The organism is Streptomyces sp. BK340, from assembly GCF_007827595.1.
GTDB lineage: Bacteria > Actinomycetota > Actinomycetes > Streptomycetales > Streptomycetaceae > Streptomyces.
In genome coordinates, this window is the sequence record NZ_VISR01000005.1 from 418,800 (window position 1) to 437,657 (window position 18,858).

The 18,858-nt window shown below is 66.9% G+C and carries 17 protein-coding genes and 1 pseudogene; 14 read left to right on the plus strand and 4 right to left on the minus strand.

What is annotated here, in order from left to right:
* Window positions 1-12: 12 nt before the first annotated feature.
* On the minus strand, window positions 13-1,710 hold the full coding sequence (locus FB157_RS13805) for a fibronectin type III domain-containing protein (RefSeq protein ID WP_145879334.1): 1,698 nt from the start codon (window positions 1,708-1,710) through the stop codon (window positions 13-15).
* Between the two features lie 296 nt (window positions 1,711-2,006).
* On the opposite strand from FB157_RS13805, the gene FB157_RS13810 reads away from it, so the two are divergent.
* The 13 genes and pseudogenes from FB157_RS13810 to FB157_RS48385 all read left to right on the plus strand — a co-directional run bounded on the left by FB157_RS13810 (window position 2,007) and on the right by FB157_RS48385 (window position 14,236).
* On the plus strand, window positions 2,007-3,113 hold the full coding sequence (locus FB157_RS13810) for a sugar ABC transporter substrate-binding protein (RefSeq protein WP_145879336.1): 1,107 nt from the start codon (window positions 2,007-2,009) through the stop codon (window positions 3,111-3,113).
* Between the two features lie 759 nt (window positions 3,114-3,872).
* Window positions 3,873-4,046 carry a DUF4265 domain-containing protein gene (locus tag FB157_RS49635; protein ID WP_398946643.1) on the plus strand — a complete coding sequence of 58 codons (174 nt, stop codon included), beginning with the start codon at window positions 3,873-3,875 and terminating at the stop codon, window positions 4,044-4,046.
* Window positions 4,047-4,263: 217 nt separating this feature from the next.
* Complete coding sequence (locus FB157_RS13820; protein ID WP_145879338.1) at window positions 4,264-4,884, plus strand: DUF2975 domain-containing protein; 621 nt, start codon at window positions 4,264-4,266, stop codon at window positions 4,882-4,884.
* Window positions 4,884-5,108: a helix-turn-helix transcriptional regulator gene (locus tag FB157_RS13825; RefSeq protein WP_145879340.1), complete on the plus strand. Its 225-nt coding sequence runs from the start codon at window positions 4,884-4,886 to the stop codon at window positions 5,106-5,108. Before FB157_RS13820 ends, FB157_RS13825 begins: the two co-directional genes overlap by 1 nt.
* Window positions 5,109-5,222: 114 nt before the next feature.
* Window positions 5,223-5,702 carry a DUF3515 domain-containing protein gene (locus tag FB157_RS13830; protein WP_145879341.1) on the plus strand — a complete coding sequence of 160 codons (480 nt, stop codon included), beginning with the start codon at window positions 5,223-5,225 and terminating at the stop codon, window positions 5,700-5,702.
* A 170-nt stretch (window positions 5,703-5,872) separates the two neighbouring features.
* The gene (locus FB157_RS13835) at window positions 5,873-6,370 is read left to right on the plus strand and encodes a hypothetical protein (protein ID WP_145879343.1); all 498 of its coding nucleotides are present in this window, start codon (window positions 5,873-5,875) and stop codon (window positions 6,368-6,370) included.
* A gap of 84 nt (window positions 6,371-6,454) precedes the next feature.
* Window positions 6,455-8,119 carry a hypothetical protein gene (locus FB157_RS13840; protein ID WP_261386299.1) on the plus strand — a complete coding sequence of 555 codons (1,665 nt, stop codon included), beginning with the start codon at window positions 6,455-6,457 and terminating at the stop codon, window positions 8,117-8,119.
* A gap of 23 nt (window positions 8,120-8,142) precedes the next feature.
* Window positions 8,143-8,889 carry an ABC transporter ATP-binding protein gene (locus FB157_RS13845; RefSeq protein ID WP_145879345.1) on the plus strand — a complete coding sequence of 249 codons (747 nt, stop codon included), beginning with the start codon at window positions 8,143-8,145 and terminating at the stop codon, window positions 8,887-8,889.
* Window positions 8,886-10,103, plus strand: a complete 1,218-nt coding sequence (locus FB157_RS13850; RefSeq protein ID WP_145879346.1) for an FtsX-like permease family protein — start codon at window positions 8,886-8,888, stop codon at window positions 10,101-10,103. Before FB157_RS13845 ends, FB157_RS13850 begins: the two co-directional genes overlap by 4 nt.
* Window positions 10,104-10,111: 8 nt before the next feature.
* Window positions 10,112-11,155: a hypothetical protein gene (locus FB157_RS13855; protein ID WP_261386300.1), complete on the plus strand. Its 1,044-nt coding sequence runs from the start codon at window positions 10,112-10,114 to the stop codon at window positions 11,153-11,155.
* Window positions 11,156-11,236: 81 nt separating this feature from the next.
* Window positions 11,237-12,379: pseudogene (locus tag FB157_RS13860) on the plus strand (IS3 family transposase).
* Window positions 12,380-12,667: 288 nt separating this feature from the next.
* Window positions 12,668-13,417, plus strand: a complete 750-nt coding sequence (locus tag FB157_RS13865; protein WP_145879350.1) for a transposase family protein — start codon at window positions 12,668-12,670, stop codon at window positions 13,415-13,417.
* A gap of 594 nt (window positions 13,418-14,011) precedes the next feature.
* A complete protein-coding gene (locus tag FB157_RS48385; RefSeq protein WP_398946656.1) occupies window positions 14,012-14,236 on the plus strand; it encodes a hypothetical protein in 225 nt (74 codons plus the stop codon).
* A gap of 236 nt (window positions 14,237-14,472) precedes the next feature.
* Here the strand turns inward: FB157_RS48385 and FB157_RS48390 are convergent, their stop codons facing one another.
* Complete coding sequence (locus tag FB157_RS48390) at window positions 14,473-14,793, minus strand: helix-turn-helix transcriptional regulator (RefSeq protein ID WP_261386301.1); 321 nt, start codon at window positions 14,791-14,793, stop codon at window positions 14,473-14,475.
* 127 nt (window positions 14,794-14,920) lie between these two features.
* On the minus strand, window positions 14,921-16,207 hold the full coding sequence (locus FB157_RS13875) for an acetyl-CoA carboxylase biotin carboxylase subunit family protein (RefSeq protein ID WP_145879354.1): 1,287 nt from the start codon (window positions 16,205-16,207) through the stop codon (window positions 14,921-14,923).
* A 547-nt stretch (window positions 16,208-16,754) separates the two neighbouring features.
* Between FB157_RS13875 and FB157_RS13880 the strand changes: the two genes are divergently transcribed.
* Entirely contained in the window at window positions 16,755-17,789 is a 1,035-nt protein-coding gene (locus tag FB157_RS13880) for a helix-turn-helix transcriptional regulator (protein ID WP_145879470.1), read from the plus strand.
* Here FB157_RS13880 and FB157_RS13885 read toward each other — a convergent pair.
* Complete coding sequence (locus tag FB157_RS13885) at window positions 17,752-18,741, minus strand: LuxR C-terminal-related transcriptional regulator (protein ID WP_145879355.1); 990 nt, start codon at window positions 18,739-18,741, stop codon at window positions 17,752-17,754. The genes FB157_RS13880 and FB157_RS13885 overlap by 38 nt on opposite strands.
* Window positions 18,742-18,858: the final 117 nt, after the last annotated feature.

Sequence of the window (18,858 nt, forward strand, 5' to 3'; positions counted from 1 at the left end):
TGTTCGGAGTGTTCAGGGCGCGAGGGAGGCCCAGTCGGCGCCGGGTGCGGACTCGGTGCCGTCGGGCTGCAGGGCGGTCACCCGGTAGAAGTGGGTGGTGCCCCTGGCGGCGCCGGTGTCCTGGTAGGAGCTGTCCGTCGTGGCCGCCAGCTTCTCGTACGCCCTGGTGTCCGGGTTCCAGCGGTAGACCTGGTAGCCGGTGGCGTCCGCCACGGCGTTCCAGGCCAGCGCGACTCCGGTTCCCTCGGCGGTCGCCGACAGCCGGACCGGCGAGCCCCCGGGCGTCGGCTCGCCCGGCGTCATGTCCAGCTCGGCGACGGTCACGGCCTCGGCCGGGCCGTTCCACTTGATCGCGGAGTTGCCCTGGTCGTCCACGGCGTCGACGAAGAAGCAGACCTCGTCGCCGTCCGGGAGCGTGGTGTAGTCGTAGGACGTCGTGCCGGGGGAGACGTAGTCCGCGGTGCCGCCCCAGCAGACCTGGTCGCCCGGGTCGCCCAGCACCTCGCCCCGGTGGATCTCGTAGTACTTCAGGTCCGTGGCGGGGCTCCTGTCCCAGTCCAGGTGGAAGCCGTACTCGGTCGGGGTGACGTTCAGCCCGGTGACGAGGGCGGGCGGGTCGTTGTCCCAGATCTTGCCGTACCCGGGCTCGGACCGGGCGGACTCGTTGCCCGCCGCGTCGACCGCCGAGACGCGGTAGTAGTAGACGACCTTCTCGGCGGCCGAGGTGTCCAGGTAGGAGAGCTGGTCCGTGGTGCCGAGCGCGGTGTACGTGCCGTTCTCGCTCGCCGCCCGGAAGACGCGGTAGGACACCGCGCCCGTGACCCTGTCCCAGACGACCTTCAGCCCGCCCGTGCTGTCGGCCGGACCGAAATGGCCCCCGGCGCTCACGTTGGCCGGCGCGTCGGGCGCCACCCGGTCGACGGTGGTCACCGCCTGGTCCGCGGTGCCCGCCGACTCGTTGCCGGCCCGGTCGTAGGCGCGGACCTCGTAGTAGTACGTCTCGCCCGTCTTCGGGAGGGTGGCGTCGGTGTACGAGGTGGAGGTCGTCGTCGCGAGCGGCTTGCTGCCGAACGACATGCCCTTCAGCCGCCGGTAGACCCGGTACCCCGCGAGGTCCATCTCCTTGTTCTTGGTCCAGCTCGGCTTCGCCCTGCCGGTCGCCGTGTCGTACGACACCGAAGTCCCCGTCGGGACGAGGGGCTTGACCTTGTCGTCGGCGGCCGAGAGCCGGGGCAGGTACGAGAAGGCGACGTCGGCGGTGCCGGTCCAGTTGACGTAGTCGACGCGCAGCGTGTGCCTGCCGGACGGGATCGTGACGTCGACGGACTTGCTCTGGTCGGTCGAGACGTTCTTCCAGATGTCCACCTTGCGCACGCCGTCCAGGTACACCCGCACCCCGTCCTGGGTGCTGACCGGCAGCGAGAACGGCCCGCCGGAACCGAAGTCCCGGGTCACGCTCCAGCGCACGCCGAAGTTGTCCCTGGGCAGGCCGGTGGCCGGGGCGCCCGTGCCCCAGTGCTCGGAGATCCCGGAGTCGCAGTCCGTCTTCTTCGGGGCGCCGGAGAAAGTGGTGTTCGCGTAGAACATCCGGATGTACGAGGGTGACGGGCAACTCGGGGCGGCGGAAGCGGCGGTGGTGGCCGTGCTCAGCAGGGCGCCGGTTGCGGAGAGCACGACGGCCGTGGTCGTCGTGCGTCTGGCTGGGTTCATTCGGTCCTCTGCTCGAGTCGGGGGAACGGTGTGCGACCGCCGGTGATCACGACTCGCGGGGATTGCCATTGGTTGTGCGGATCTTTGCCTCCCTGTGAACTCCGTTTGAATGGAGGGTCCGTAAAGAGTGTTTGGAGATGATTCCGCTCCTCCTTCACAGGTGCAGCGGAGCGTGCTGTTGCGCACTCGTTAAGTAGTTCCGCTTGACGCCGGGTAGCGGCTCCGCGTTGTCTTTTCAGACACCTGGGTCGTAAAGCAGCACCCACGTCCGGAACGCACCTGAAGTGAGCCCTCGAATGCGTCGTATCGCCATAGCCGTGGCTGCATCCACGATGACCCTTTCGCTTGCCGGCTGCGGCGTGCTGGACGCGACGGGGGACGGTGCGAGCGCGAGCCCGACGAAGGGTGACGACGTCACCATCGGGCTGCTGCTGCCGGAGAAGGCGAACAGTCGCTACGACAAGTTCGACTACCCCATCATCAAGAGCAAGGTCGAGGAGCTGACCGACAAGAAGGGCAAGGTCGAGTACGCCAACGCCGACGCGGACGCCGCCCGGCAGGCCGGCCAGATGCAGTCGATGATCGACGACAAGGTCGACATCATCCTGGTCGACGCGGTCGACTCGCACGCCATCGCGGGCCAGGTGAAGAAGGCCAAGGACGCGGGCATCCCGGTCATCGCCTACGACCGGCTGGCCGAGGGTCCGATCGACGCCTACATCTCCTTCGACAACGAGCTGGTCGGCGAGGTGCAGGGCCGCACGCTGCTGGAGGCGCTGGGCTCGAACGTCGACACCTCCGACAAGGTCGTCATGGTGAACGGCTCGCCCACCGACCCGAACGCCAAGCAGTTCAAGCAGGGTGCGCTGTCCGAGCTGAACGGCAAGGTGACGATCGCGGACACCTTCGACACCCCGGACTGGAAGCCGGAGAACGCCCAGACCGAGATGGCCGAGGCGATCGGCAAGATCGGCAAGAGCAACATCGCCGGGGTCTACGCCGCCAACGACGGTATGGCGGGCGGTGTCATCAAGGCGCTGAAGGCGGCCGGTGTCACCAGCCTGCCCCCGATCACCGGCCAGGACGCCGAACTGGACGCGGTGCAGCGGATCATCGGCGGCGAGCAGTACATGAGCGTCTACAAGTCCTACCCGGACGAGGCCGAGGCCGCGGCCCAGATGGCCGTCACCAAGGTGCAGGGCAAGGACATCCAGTTCGACGCCCTCACCCAGGACAAGGTGGACAGCCCCACCGCCAAGGACATCCCGGCCAAGCTGGTCCAGGTGAGCCCCCTGGTCAAGAGCAGCATCAAGGACACGGTCATCGCCGACGGGATCTACACGATCGACGAGATCTGCACCCCCAGGTACAAGGCGGCCTGCGCGGCCATCGGCCTGAAGTAGGCCCCGGAGCGGTGGCCCGCCGCCCCGGAGCGGGGCGCCGTGGCAGAGGGCTCGCACGTGACGCGGCGGGCGCCGGAAGGTCTCGGCGCCTGCCGCGCCACGTGCTGAGCGGCCCTCCCGTATCGCGCCACCCCCGTGGGCGCGATACGACGGTCCCGGCCGAACGGGGGGTGCCCGACCGGGACCGCTCCGGGTGCTGGTGCACCCGGGGGAAGCGAGATCAACGATGCCCCGGTGGCGTGCGCCCCACCACCATCATCTTGTTGCAATGCGACGGGCGGTCTCGCAGTGGCCCGGAGTGAGATCGCCCCGCCGACGCCAACGTCATGGTGCCTTGCCTGTCGACCACACCTCCGAGTCACCCATGTACGGTCACGCGCGGAGTTGTAGTGGGCCGTGGGCCTGTGTCGGCGACGGCTGAATCGCGCGTCGCCGACAGCCCGCCTCTGTAACGTGAGCGCGTCGGCCAGACCATCTCCCGGCGGAAGCGGCTCACTCGGTGCCGGAGGCGGAACCAACAGCAGCCGACGGCTTCCAGAATTGTCCAAGAACCGGCAAATTACGGAGACCACTCAGAATCTGACAGCTACGGGAGATCGCCCGGCTCACCCGGTGGGAGTGGTGGTGGCGGTCGGCCCATGATGGCTGTCATGGAGAACGAGGCCGGGAAGATCGAGGTCTGGTTCGGGTTCGTCCGTCGTGAGGGGTGGTTCCCGCAGGACACCGAGGGCCTGTGGGGCGACGAAGGTCGGTGACAGCATGGCCAGGGTGCAGAATGCTCCCTTCCTTCAGGGCGGGGTGGCCGAGGGTGACGTAGTGCGGTACCAGACCGACTCCGACGGGCTCCACAGGGCTGTCGGGCGGGTCAGTTCCGGGAACGGCGCGATCCGTTCTTCTTGCGCAGGGTCATGGGTGCCTCGCGTGTGGCGGTAAGGCGGTCGCCGCCTTCTGGTGCATCCATCCATGCGGGGCCGCGGGATGGACGCCGAGCTCCTGGGCCGCCCTGCGGATGACCTCGGGGCAACCGTCGGCGGGGCTCCTCTCGCGAGACCTGCTTCATCCGTCACTGCACCCGGAGCTTGACAGCACACATATCGCTTATCGATACTATCGATAAGCGATATGTGTGCTGCGGACAACAGGGGGAACCGTGGGTACGAAGTCCTGGTGGGCCCGGACCGACAATCGGCTGCTGGAGGCGACTCTGGGCCTGGCCGCTCTGTTTGTCGGCGTCTTCGGGGTGCTGACCCCCGCCCTCGGGGTGGTCGGCCTCATCGACCCCGTGGACACCCGCGAAGTCGAGGTCGAGACCACGACTCGGGTACCGAGCACCGTGACCGATACGGTGGCGGGCAACGGCATGACCCTCACCGGCACCCACCAGGCCGACCTCGCCTTCGCTCACCCCGACCTGAGCCAGCGCCTGTTGCTCGCGCTGCCGGAGGTTATCGGCAGTCTGCTCCTGCTCCTCGTCCTGGCCCTCCTCCTTCAGGTGGCCAGGACGCTGCGAGGCGGCGACGTCTTCGTGCCGAAGAACGCCCGCCGCCTTAGCGCCATAGGGCTCACGGTGCTAGTGCAGGCCTTCCTCTCCCCAGTGCTGCCAGCGCTCACCACGGCTGCACTGGTGAGCGGCACCCCCATGGCCGATCAGATCCCCTCCTCGATCACGTTCACCGGCGAGTACGTCCTGCTCGCCTTCCTCATCCTGGCCCTGGGCGAGGTCTTCCGGCGTGGTACGAAGCTCCGCGCCGACACCGAGGGGCTGGTCTGATGCCGCCAGAGGAGGAACACCGGGTCAAGGTCCACCTGGACCGACTGCTGGCAGAGCGCGGCATGACTCTGTCCGAGCTGGCGGCCAAGGTCGAGGTGACGGTCGTCAACCTCTCTGTCCTGAAGAACGACCGGGCTAAGGCAATCCGCTTCTCCACCCTCACCGCGATCTGCCGCGAACTGAACTGCCAACCCGGCGACCTGCTCAGCATCCGCGAGGACTGACCCCGGCTACCGGCATGGCCGACGTTCCGTACGAGAGCGCCGTGCACTGCCTCCTACCGTGTGGCCTTCGCCGTACAAAGCTCATAACTGCGCTATCTAGACAAGGGATTACTCATGGAGATGACCTCTGGCCGGCGTCTGGCACAGGTTGGTGTGGTCGCTGTGTGTGCTGCCGCTCTTGCGGCGTGCGGGACCTCCTCGCGTTCCTACAACGTGTCGGGAGCTCCGGGCGGTGCCAGTGCCGAGTGCTCCAGTCTGGTGAGCAAAGCGCCGCAGAAGCTAGGGGGCCGTGAGCGTAATGATTCCGACCAGAAGGGAACGGCCGTGTGGGGGGACGGTGATGTGATTCTCCGCTGCGGCAACATCTCGGACGTCCCGGGCTCGGCTTCGTGCACGTTGGTGAAGGGGGTCGACTGGGTCGTGAACGCGAAGAAGACCCACGGCGGGACCAAGACGGTTCTGTCGTACGGGCGTAGTCCTGCGGTCGAGGTCACGATGTCGGACCGAATCAAGGACAAGGACGCCGTCATCGGTGAGGTGTCCGGGATCGTGTCGGGGCTGACCAGGCAGAAGGCGTGCGCGAAGCAAGACTGAGTCTCTGAAGTCGGGGCTCCTGAGGCAGCCCTGGCGGGCAGGATGCCCGAAGGTGCAATGGTCGTCGGCGTGGCCAGGACGTAGAAATTCAGTGGAACGTGCGTGCGGGTGCCGTCTGCGGTGCCGGGCGCATGGTCAAGGAAGCATTTCCACTTCTACGGGGAGGAAACATGCGTCATCTCTCGCGCCTGGTCTCTGGTGGTGCCGCTGCGGCAGCCGCTGGCGCTCTGCTGCTCGCAGCCGCGCCCGCGCACGCCACGCAGGCCTCGCACACCTGGGGCATCCCGGGCCACAAGATGCAGGTGAACGCCTGGCACTGTGGTTCGTACGTGACCGCCTGCGACTGGAAGGCGTCGACCAAGCTGTACAAGGGCCGATCCCACGACAGTGCCCAGTGGGTGCAGAACCGGGCCATCCTCGCCGCTCATGGTGTCAGCGTCTCCATCAAGATCTCGAAGAACCCTGAGGCGACGCTGACGATGAACAGCAGGTCGCAGGGCACGGTCCGCTGGAAGAACTACGGCGGCCACAAGTGGATCGCGGACACCTACGGTCAGATGAAGCCCAGCATGCTGACCGTGTACGTGTCGACGAAGTCCTGTGGTTCGGCCCAGATCAACAGCAGGATCAAGTTCACGGAGAAGTGCGTCTACGCCGGCGCTTCCTGATCCGCGCTTGACTCTGCGCACCACCTGAACGTCTCTGCCCCCGCCCCTGGCGGGGGCAGAGTTCTCTTACGGGGGAGAACGAGTGTGTCTCACGCCAAGAAAGTCGCGAGGAAAGCGGCGTGGGCTGCTGCCGCGGCCTGCGTCCTCATGCTGGCCGTGTCCTGCACCTCGCAGGGCAACCAGAATGAAAGCAGGGAAACGGCCTACTTCCAGAGTCTCGTCAGCCAGGCCAACGGCCTGTACTACCACCCCTTCCTGAGGGAAGGGCGCGGCAGCCCCGAAGCCCAGTCCTACGCGCTGCGCATCCTGGAGGAGACCGGCGCAAAGCCGAAGGTCACAGTGGGAGCCACGACGGCCGCGGCGCTGCGCTCCGACGCGCTCAAGACGTCAGCGCTGTGGGGGAGATACTGGCTTGTCCCGCTGCGCGACGCCGGGGCTGCGACGGTGCTGGGGCGCGGCGACGCGCAGGCGGTGGAGAAACTGCGGACCGGCAGGGGGTGGTACGAGGATCCCGCGCTCGGAGCGAAGAGCGACGAAGGACGCCTGGGTGCCACGTGGGCCGCGCTGGAGGTGGAGGCGGCCACCGGAACTCTCGCTATGCTTCCCGCTGCCGACAAGGCGGCCACTGCCGACTGGCTGGGTCGGCTGGCAGACGGCAAGCCGCAACTGGACGAGGCCGCGGCCCTGGCACGCTGCCTGCACCTGCTGGGCAAGTCCGTCCCCGGCTCCCTGACGTCGCTTGCGGCTCCGGACGCGAGCCGATTCACCGAGCGGCCGGACAAGGAACGCGCCGACCTGCTGGACGACACGTACAACTACGTACTACTCCAGGAGTCGGCCGGCAAAGAGCCGCATGTGGACCGGAAGACATGGCAGCAGGCGTTGTCCCACAACGTCACAAGCCTCGACTACGACCAGCTCTACAGCCTGGTGCACATCCTGCGCGCCACCGGCAGCTCCAAGGGAGCGTTCTCGGCGGTCACCCGCCGTCTCGAGCGGCAGCGCATGCAGGACGGAACGGTGCGTGACCCGTCCTCCTACCTGGGCACGCCCGACGCGTCGCTGTTCGTGCAGCGACTGCGGAGCGTGGCCGGCTGGCCCGAGCGGGACAAACGTCTCCTAGCCGCCGTCGAGGAACAGGCCAACACCCAGGACGCGCCCCGCGACGGCGCTGCGCGGCTGAACCTGGCCACGCTCAAGCACAGCGCCGGCGGTGAACCGCTTTCCCATCAGGAGGCCGCACTGTGCCAGGATCCGTCGACGGTGCCGACCACGATCACCACGGACAACGTGGCGGCCTGGCAGCGTGCGGCATGGGACTGCGCGGAGTCCGGCGTACCGATACCGGTTCCCTCTGTCACACGCTGGAGTGTTGACGATCTGGAACGCGCGCAGGCGGCTGCCACGCTGGTGGTCGGTCTGCACCAGGCCGGCCAGGAGGACCGGACACCTGGATGGCTGACCGCGGACGTGCTCAGGCGATGGGCAGGCGACCCGGGACCCCGCGCGAGCGTCTATGACCGTGCGCTGATCGTCCGCGCCTACCTGCTGCTCGGCGGCCATGCCGACGACTCCATGGTGAAGCACCTCACGAGTCAGTTCAGGGCGCACCGGGGCTGTCCGGGGCTCCCCGACCTGTACCGGCCTGATGGCGAGCCCGGCTGCGATCTCAAGACGACGTGGGCGGTGTGGGAGCTGGACAAGGCACTGGGCCGGAAGCTGGGAACTCTGCCCTCACAGGGCCCTTGAGACAGAAAGTGAGCAGAACCTCCTTGAACGCACTGCTGACAGCGAGTGGGGTAGGCAAGTCCTATACGCTGGGCGGCCAGCGGGTCGACGTCCTCAAAGACATCGATCTCGCTGTCGCGCCGGGATGTGTCACCGCGCTCGTCGGACACTCGGGATCGGGTAAATCCACCCTCATGCATATTCTCGGGCTGCTGACGAAGCCCGACACCGGCCGCGTGGTTCTGGAGGGCCACGACACCCATGGCCTGGCGGGCAGTGCACTCGCGGACCTACGGCGTCGGCGTCTGGGGTTCGTCTTCCAGTCCTACAACCTGCTGCCGCAGCACAGCGCCCTGCGGAACGTCCTGCTTCCGTACACCGGCAGGCGCCGGGAGGCAGAGGCCCGGGCGCGCGGTCTGCTGGAGCGCGTGGGGCTGGGGGACCGGTGCGAGCACCGGCCCAGCGAGCTGTCAGGGGGCGAACAACAGCGCGCGGCGCTGGCCCGGGCACTGGTGAACGATCCGCCACTGCTGCTGGCCGACGAACCCACCGGAAACCTGGACACCGAGAACGAGGCCCTGTTGTTGGGCTTGTTCCGGGAGTTGGCGGACGACGGGCGGGGGGTGCTGGTCGTCACCCACAATCAGGCGGTCGCGGATGCGGCTGACGTCGTTCACCGACTGGGCCGGAGAACCGGCCTTTCGGCACAGGGCGAGGCTCTTGCGGCGCATAAGGAGACGAAGGGCCGCTCCCGGGCAGCCACCCGGAGTTCGCGGGAGGGTGAGCTGTGAACCTGCTTCAGTTGGCGTGGTGGAACGTGCGAGCGCTGCGTAGGCGGTTGCTGGGGCTTGTGGCCATGGTCGCGGTCGCCAGCGCGGTGTGCCTGAGCGCGATCGGTATCGCCTCGAACGCGCAGGGGACGACGACCAGCCAGGTCGGGGAGTCGACGGCGAGCCGGTCGGTCACGGTGGACTCCCCAGAGGGGCGTCCTGACACCGCTCAGCTGACGGACGCGACGGAGACGCGCCTGGCGAAGATCGCTCATGTGGAGTCGGTCCAGCACAGGCTTCAGGTGTCCATGCCGGTGCGGGACAACCCTGAGGGGGCCGACCTGCTGTATGCGACGACCTACCGCAAGGCGCTGGCGCCCCCCGTGATCAAGTCGGCACGCAAGCAACTGTTCCCGCTGCACCGTGGAGAGGTGGTCTTTCCAGCCTCCACGCATGGGGTGGACCTGTCTTCGATGGTGGGCAGGACGGTGACGGTGGACGCGCACCGCTATGTGCGGCCCGGCGTGGGGGACACGGTCAGCGACCGGGTGAAGGTGGTGGGCCTGTACGACCCCAGCTGGCAGTTCGACGGCCCGGACACCGCGTATGCGGACGACGCGACCGTGGTGAAGTGGGCGGCTGCCGCGGCCGGCAAGACGTCCGACGACTACCTGCGCACGTCGGGGTGGGATCAGCTGACGGTGGTGGCTGACAGCGCCGCCCACGTACCGGACGTGCTCAAGGCTGTGCAGACGATGAACTACCCGGCCAACTCCCTGCAGCAGCAGCTTCAGGCTCTTCCCGGAGTGCTGCAGCTGGTCAGGCTGACCGGGAACGTGCTGCTCGGCGTCCTAGGCGTGCTCGCCTTCGTCGGGGCGGTCACGGTGACGGGTGCGCTGGGGCGGCAGCGGGCCCAGGAAGTGGGCATCCTCAAGGCGGTCGGTTTCCGTAGCTGCTCGGTGATGGGGATGCTCGTGACGGAGATGGCGATCGCCGGGGTGGTGGCGGCCGCGGCCGGCGTCGTGCTCGCGATGGGCGCGTCCAGTGCGGCGGCGGCTGGTCTTCGGCGTATCGGCGACGTCGCCCCGTATGTGCACGACACGGTGCCGCTTCCGGGGATTTCGACGCTGATCTCCCTGTCGGTCACGACCGTTGTCGTCGTAGCGGCCGGCGCCGTGCTCCCGGCGCGCCGTGCCGCGCGCATGTCCCCCACAGAAGCCATGAAGGATTGGTGATCCCTGTTATGCGGCGCAAGACGTCGTACGCCGCGCTCGCGGTGTCCGTTGCCCTGTTGGCTTCCTGTTCCGATTCCGACGACGTGGAGTTGGGAACGGACTGGAAGGGCTCGCAGACCTTTGTGACCGCGAGCGTGTCCGGGCACACCGTGGTGGTCGGAATCAATCCCGAAACCCACCACGCGCAGGCGCTGGTTGTTGTGCCGCAGAAGGACGGCGACGACGACGTGCTGGCTCCTCAGCTCGTGCAGTTGGCCGACGGGACCTGGTGGCTGTCCACGCCCCGCGAAGGGGAGCGTCCAGACCGGCTCTTCACGCTGAACACCGCCCGGCACGCCCTAGATGAGAAGGACGGTACGGAGCGGCTGCGTGAACTCGTGCCGGGCAAGCGCCTGGTCGCGGCCGTTCATGGCTCCTCCCAACGCGGTCAGGGCGCTGCCGCGGCGGACAGTAAGACCACCAGTGTGCTGGTACGCGATGCGAAGACGTGGAAACAGGTCCGGGACGTGCGGGTTCCGGGTTCGGTCACGCTGGCGGCGTCCGATCCGTCCAGTGACACGGTGTGCCTGGCCACGGGACAGGGATCCGGCATAAAGGTAAGTGTGCTCGACCTCACCACAGGCAGGACCAGGCAGGCCGGGCAGGCCGGCGGCGTGCAGGTGCAGCAACTGGCATGTCCGGCAGGAACCCCGGTCCTGGCCGGTACCCCCACCCGGAACAACCCGGGAACCAGGGTGAAAGTGACCCTGAAGAACACGGACGGAGCGACGGTGGTGAGCGCGGTCGGCGGAAGGGTCGATGCCGTGCAGGCGTCGAAGAACACCGTCGTGGTCGCAGTGAACATCGGGGAGGACAGCGATCTCATCGAGCTGGACCGGAGAAGCGGGCGTGAACTGCGGCGCGTGACGGTCAAAGGCATGGACAGCTCGTCTCTGCTGCGGCACACGCGGGACGGCTGGGTGATGGTCTCAGACAACACCGCGACCGTGGTGGACCTGGACAAGGGGACGTCCCAGACGTTCAACCTGCCGGGGACGCTGACGAGCTTCTGAGTCTGTGCGCAAGGGGGCTCCGCGCGTTGTCTGAACCGCTCCGGGTCTGATGGAGGCTCGATTCCCTGAGAGGATCGAGCCATGGCACGTCCGTCCCCCTACCCGCCCGAGCTTCGTGCGCGCGCGGTACGCATGGTCGCGGAGATCCGTCCCAACTACCCAACCGAGTGGGCCGCGATGAAGGCAGTCGCAGCCAAGCTGGGCATCGGTGCGGCTGAGACGGTGCGGACCTGGGTCCGCAAGGCCGAAGTCGACGCCGACCAGCGGCCCGGTGTCACGTCCGAGGAGGCCGCGGAGATCAAGCGGCTGCGGGCCGAGAACGCCGAACTGCGGCGGGCCAACGAAATCTTGAAAGCAGCGTCGGCTTTCTTCGCGGCCGAGCTCGACCGGCCGTCGAAACGCTCATAGCGTTCATCGACGCACACCGCCCGGTCGGTCCGCGACGCGGAGCTGAAGACGCAGATCAGCCGCGTCCACACGGACAACTTCAGCGTCTACTGGGTGCGGAAGGTCTGGCGGCAGCTGCACCGCGAAGGTATACCAGTGGTTTGCTGCACGGTCGCCCGGCTGATGCGCGATCTCAGTCTCCAGGGCGCTCGACGCGGGAAGAAGATCCGCACCACCATCCGGGACGACGGCCAGGAGCGGGCTGGTGACCTGCTTAGGCACGACTTCACCGCGTCCCGTCCGAATGAGCGGTGGGTGGCTGACTTCACCTACGTGGCAACCTGGTCCAGGATCGTCTACGTCGCGTTCGTCGTGGACGTGTTCTCCCGGGCGATCGTGGGCTGGTCCGCCTCCACCAGCAAGCGGGCCAAGCTCGTCCTCGACGCCCTCGGCATGGCGTTGTGGTGCCGGGACCGTGCCAGCACTCCCGCTGGTCCAGGCCTGGTTCATCATTCGGATGCGGGCAGTCGGTACACGTCGTTCGCGTTCATCGCGCAACTCCTCGAGGCCGGCATCGATGCCTCGATCGGCACCGTCGGCGATGCTCTGGACAACGCGCTCATGGAATCCCAGATCGGCCTCTACAAGACGGAGCTGATCAAACCCCGCAAGCCCTGGCACGGCCTTGCCGACGTCGAACTTGCCACCGCGGAATGGGTCGACTGGTTCAACAACCAGCGTCTCCACACGGCGATCGGATACATCCCGCCCCACCAGTACGAAACCAACTACTACGCTCAACTCCAGCCCCAACCGGCGGCTGGAGTCAACATATAGAGCCACCACCGATCCCGGAGCGGTTCAGTCCGGCGTGTGGGCCCCTCTCATTGAAGATCCCCCATCTTGAAGTCGCTGGTCCACGGGGCTGGTCAGAGTTGTTGGTCGTACACTCGTGCTAGGCGGGGGCGGTTGCCGGAGCTCAAGAGCGTCTGTGGTTTCGGTGATTGCTGAGCTCTTTCAGTGTGGCCACTGATCGTGTGACCGGCCGGCGTCCCGCAACGCACGAGGCTCCTGCGCCGTTGAGAGAGATGTTCGACGTCTCAACTCCTCGGCACAGGAGCCTCCTTGGTCCCCTATCCTGCCGCACTCGACCTCCCGCACGCCCTGGTCGAGTGGGTAACTATGCTCATCGTCACCCGTGAGGGTGACCGCCGCTGCAAGCTCCCGCCTCACCGTGTTGCTCTCGTCGGCTTGGTCTACCTTCGCCGGCACGACACGCTCGCGCAGATCGCCGCCGGTTTCGGTATATCCGTCGGCACTGCCCACGCGTACGTCACCGCCGTCGTTGGCCATCTGTCCCGCCGGGCGCCCGGACTGCTGCGGGTCCTGCGGGAAACGGACCCCGATCACGTCCTGCTCGACGGAACGCTCGCCGAGTGCGACCGGGTCGGTGACAGCCGGGCCGACTTCTCCCAGAAGCACCGCCGCCACGTCGTGAACGTGCAGGTCGTCGCCGACCCTGCGGGCAAGCTGCTGTGGATCTCGCCCGCACTGCCCGGCCGCACCCACGACCTGACCTCGGCCCGCACCCACCGCATCATCCGGATCTGCGAACGCCAGGGCGTGCCCGTCCTCGCCGACCGCGCCTACATCGGGGCCGGCTCCTGGGTGACCACGCCGATCAGACGTCTTCCCCACCAGGACCTCACCGAGACCCAGCGGACGATCAACCGGGCCCTGTCAGCGGCACGAGCTCCGGTCGAACGAAGCATCGCAAGGCTGAAGGCCTGGCGTGTCTTCCGCAGAGCCCGCTGCAGCCCTAACCGCATGACGGTTATCGCCGCTGCCGTCCTCACCCTGGAGCGTCAACGCTGAAAACGCTCACTGTTCCGGGAATTCCCCGGCGTGCGTGGAACGCCTGTCCGTACGATCCGGGCGAGAGGTGCGTGAGGTGGCCCAGGATGCGATGCCTGACCTTCGTGAGCTGATACCCGCCCGTAGGGTCGAGCTGTAGGAGCGCTCTGATTGGCACTGCTGCCGCTCAGGGTGCCTATGACCTTGACACCATCGTCGCCGCGGGCGACCGCGGCCGAGCCTTCTTGACTACTTTCCAGCCCGAAAGGTCATCGCCAGGACAAACGGCGGCCTCCGGATGGTGCTCGCCACCGACCTGCTTGCCGCAAGTTACATCTGAGCGGACCACGAGCTCGACGCTGGGGCGGGCGAGCGCACCGCTCAGCACGAGCGGACGCTTCGCCCGACGGCCGAAACCACCCTGGGTACCCGCCAGGTATTTGGCTTGACGGCTACCGGATCGGTGGCTGGCCGCCGAGCGCTGTGTGTCGGCGGCCAGAGTTGTAGAAGTCCAGCCAGGGTGCGAGTGCTCGCGCGCTTGGCTATTGCTGATGAAGACCTTCCCGTAGGCCCATTTGGTCTCCAGGGCGTTACTTCTCCGCCGCCGGGCCGAACATCAAGCGCATGGGCGACATCACCTACTCGCCCGTGGAGGACGGTGAGTCTCTTTACCTCGCCACCGTGTTGGACTGCTTCACCCGCCGGGTGGTCGGCTGGTCGATCGCCGACCACATGCACCAGCCTTGCTGCCGACGGGATGCGCCTGGCAGTTGTCACCCGCAGCAGCCCCACCGGAGTCGCCTTCCGCTCCGATCACGGCGCCCAGTGCCTCTCGCGTGAACTCGCCGAATTCTTCTACGGCAGGTACCGAGACTACGAAACGACCCCCCTCGGCCCGCACTCTGCGTGCGGCCGAGCGGGTCGAGTCTTTGGCGTTGCGCCATGCACTACTGTTTGCAGGTCCGGCGGTTGATGCCTGCGATCAGGATCTCGAAGGCCATCGCATCCATGGAGGTTGGGTGGCGCGGTGATCGCAAGGACCCAAGAGTGGTCGGCCTTGCAGGCGTTCCGACATGTCAAGCCGCAGCGCAGGCATCGCCGTGGCGGGCGATGTGGTGGTGGTGAACATAGGCGAAGAGGGCTGCTTCGGTTCGGCAACTGACGCTGATCTTGGTCATGACGCTGGTCAAGTGCGCTTTGACGGTGCGTTCGGCTATGCCGAGCCCGCGGCTGATTTCGCGGTTCGATGCCGCAGTGGACAGCGCCATGAGCACCTCACATTCGCGCGCTGTCAGGGAACTGATGGCATTGGGGTCTCCTGGTGTCGGCGGCGGCCCTTTTCGGTCACTGGGCTGCCCTTTATCTGGCTGCTCGGCGTGGGTGAAAAGTTGCGACAAAACAGTCTTGCCTTCCCCGTGGTGTAGAACTGGATCGCTTTTTTAGGTGATTCCCCCTGATGTGGAACAGGTAATCTTCTCGTGGTGCATGTGCATCTTGTGCCCATGAGCAAGCGTCTCGTATATCTCATATGAACCGTGTCGCTGGGGAAATCCGCTGTAGCGCAGCTTGGTCAGTGACGCTTGATTCGGCGATCTCGGTACTCAATGACAACGATGCTTCATCCAGCATGGCGTTGCAATCGGATGCATCGCGGCCCAGCACAACCCAATAGGCTAGGCGGTCGTCTGGCCTTGCCTCAGGCATCGCCACCACATGATTGCCTATCTGTTGAAGCAGAACCATGCGTTCGAGAAAAGGCCGGTGGGAAGCACCGAGGGGTACGGCGAAATTCTGGATGCGGCCGGTTGTTGAGGAATAGGCGAAGTGGATCGCTGCCGCCCGTTGCCGGGTGGGAGTAAGGTCGGGCGACTTGCCAGCGGCCAGGCGCGCGGCAATCTGGGGCAAGTCGATCCCGGTGGCCCGCTTGACCAGTGCTGGAACCAAGTCGTGGGCTAGGCGGCCTTGAATGTCTGTGATGAGCGGTCCCCGAGGGCTCAGCTTCATGGTGATGTGAAGTACGCCAGGCGCGACACCGATGGCACGTACGGCAAGTGTGACGATTTGGCGGAGGACGGGGTTGTGCAGCAGGCCGTCGTGAGCGTCCACGCAGTAACGTATCGCCTGATGGTTGGGCGTCGGGCTGAAAGTAGTCCGCGCGATGGCAACCATCCGGATCTCGCCGTCGCCGAGGACGACGGTCTCAACGGAGATGGAGGGGCCGTCCGGATACTCTTCGACCACCATTTCCCTAACAGGACTCGACGTAACTGATCGTGAGTCCCGGATCAAGCGCTCGCGTGCATCCAGGACCCCCTGCTGGCTATGGGCCAGAGCAACTCCGGTTTCCACGTTGGTTCGTGGCCTAACCAGAACGGGATACCCGAGTAGGTCCGCATACGCGATGGCCGCCTCTGCATCGACGGCCTCCGCCCAGCGCGGCTGAGGCACCTGGTGCCGTGCCAGTAGTTCGCGAAGCGCGACTAGATCGGTAAGCGTGGCTAAGGATGCGGCTGGGGCCGATGGAAGCTCCAGTCGGTCAGCGACGTGTGCCGCTGTAACCAGATGTTCCGGCATGTAGGTGAGAACGCCACGAACTTCGTGGCGCGAAGCGTAGTTTTCGACCACGCCAGCGGTGATCGTGCATTCGGTGAGGTTGGCTGCAATATGCTTCACCAGGTATGGCTTAGCCCAGGCCGGGGCGGTGGCGTCGACGAGTACGACTGGGTGCGTGGCGGCAATTCCTGTAAGCAGACATTCTGCACCGGCCGCTACTGATCCAGCCCCGAGGAGCATCAGGAGTTCAGGCATCATTTCACCTCTGAGTGGTTTGGCGCGAAGCTGAGTCTCTCGCCTGAACAGGACGAGCAGCGAAGAGAAGGTGCCGAGCGAAGACCGCGCATCAAGATCCGAGATGTGTAGGCTCGGGCGACCCTCTATTGTCCTCCCGGTGTATTGCGCGAGAGATGATCGCCCGAACCGTCGAGAGTAGCCTGGTTACCCGGGATTCCTTTCGGTTTACTGTCGCAAGGCGCAAACGCGTTTTAGGAGCTTTCTGTTCCGTTCGCAGCCGACAATTCGATGGCCGGACAGGGGCCGGCCCCGGCGAGGACAGGGGGGTTCCTGCCGGGGCCGCCCTGGGTGCTGTCGCACCCGGGAGAAGCGGGAACCACGATGCCTCGGCGGACTCTCGCTCACCACCATCATCTTGTTGCAACGTGAGGGGCGGAGGCCGGGATATATCGGATCATACCGGTGGTTTATGGCGGCCTCGGCGGGGTGAGTCGTGTTGCGGACCCGGTCAGGGGCCGCGCATAGTTGCGCTGCGGAAGTGGCAGGAATCGGGGGGGTGGAATGGGCGATGGCCGGGCACAGGGCTCAGGAGCATCCACACGGTGCCGACCAACTGTGTGAGGCCGGGGACCACGTGTATTCCCGGGCCGTGCGCCGGGGGCGGGTACCGCGCACGGACGCCGCGCTGGTCCCTTGTCTGTTGGAGCTTGCCCTGCTGCACCCGGACCCCGATGACATGGACTGGCTGGTGCCGACCTCTCCGCAGGAGGTCATGACCCGGTTGCTGCGCGTGGTCTACGAGGAGGCCAGGGAGAGCCAGCGGCGGGTGGGTTCGGCGGCGGCCGCGTTCGAGCGGTACGCCGGTCTGGGCCGCCAGTTCCAGGCGTTGTCGGCTCCCGCCGAGGGCGCCGCGATCCGGGTCCTGGACGGGTTGTCCCGCATCCAGGCCGCGATGGACGAGGCCACCGCGGCGTGCACCACCGAGGTGCTGACCGTGCAGCCCGGCGGCATCCGGCGGGAGGACGAGCTGACCGAGGGACTGCACCGGGCGCTGACCCTGCGCAGCCGGGGCGTGCGCATGCGCGACCTGTACACGCACGTCGCCCGGCACGGGCAGGGGCTGCTCAACTACCTGGAACTGATGGGTGACGCGGTGGAGGCCCGCACCCTGGACGAGGTCATCGACCGGCTGATCCTCTTCGACCGCCAGGTCGCCTTCATCCCCGCGAACACGGACCGCACGATGGCCCTGGAACTACGCCACCCATCCCTGGTCGAGTACCTGGTGACGGTCTTCGAACGGCTGTGGCGGCTCGCGCTGCCGCTGACCACCCCGCTGCCAGACACCGGCATCGAGGGCATCTCGCACCGCGAACGGGTCATCGCCGCGCTGCTCGCAGAGGGCCATCAGGACGCGGTGATCGCCGAGCGCCTCGGCATAAGCGTTCGTACTTGCCGGGCCCATATCGCCCGCCTCTCGGACACCCTGGGCGCGGCCAGCCGTACCCAACTCGGCGTGCGCATCGCCCACGTGGGCCTGGACGGACCCCCACACCCCGGCCCGCTCATGATTCCTGATCAAGAATCCCCGAGCATGCGATGAGATAACCGAGCTGCGTGCGGCTCTCGCTGCCGAGAGTGGCGGCGAGTTTGGCGATGTGGACGCGGGCGGTGCGGACGTTCAGGCCGAGGCGGTTGGCGATGGCGGCATCGGCGTGGCCTTCGACGAGTAGGGCAGCGATGGCCTGTTGGCGAGGGGTGATGCCGTTTGGGGACGCTTTCTGGACTGTCTGCGGGTACAGGGGGGTGGCCAGGTGCCAGAAGCGGTCGAAGACGGTCACGAAGTACTCGACCAGTGCGGGGTGCCGGATCTCCAGGGCGAGGGTGCGGTCCGTGTTCGCGGGGATGAAGGCGACCTGGCGGTCGAAGACGAGGAGCCGCTTGGTGACCTCGTTCAGGGTGCGGGCCTGTGCGTCGCCCCGCAGCCGTTCGTAGCGGGTGTGGACGGTGGGAGCGTGGCGAAGTGTGTGCTGGTACAGCGTGCGGATCCGGCCGCCGCGGTCCAGCAGGGCCTGGTCGCGTTCGAGGGCCAGGGCGAACAACGCGGGGGGCGTGCGGGTGTGGGTGGGGTGCGAGTGGATCGCGAGGAGCTCCTCGTCGGCGTCCGCCATCGCATGGGAGATGGCCTGGTTGATCCGGTCCAGCCCACTGTGCATGCGGATCGCCGCGGTAGCGCCGGCCGCCCCAGCGCTCGGGGGCTGTGCCCGTAGCAGCGGAGCGAAGGTCTTGGTCAGGCGCGCCTCACGGCGTCGTTCGTCGGCGATGCGCTCCTCGGAGGTCCGCAGCAGCTCGTGCAGGGCGACGGCTGCGGTGACGGGCTCCAGCCGGCTCGGGTCGTCGACGGTGGGCTGCAGCAGCCCGAACTTCAGCAGACAGGGCGCCGTCTCGACCTCCGCGGCGGTCAGTCGGCCCTCGCGCAGCGCTCGTGCGTACAGCTCCGATCCTGCCGCGCACAGCTCCTCAGCGCCGTGCTCCGGGTGTGCTGGCGTGCTCACGCATCCTCTTTCCGTATTCTGTGGATTCCCGACTCGCCGATGAGGTAGCCGAGTCGGGCACGGCCCTCGCTGCCAAGGGCGGCGGCGAGCTTGGTGGGGAGGCAGGCGGTGCGGACG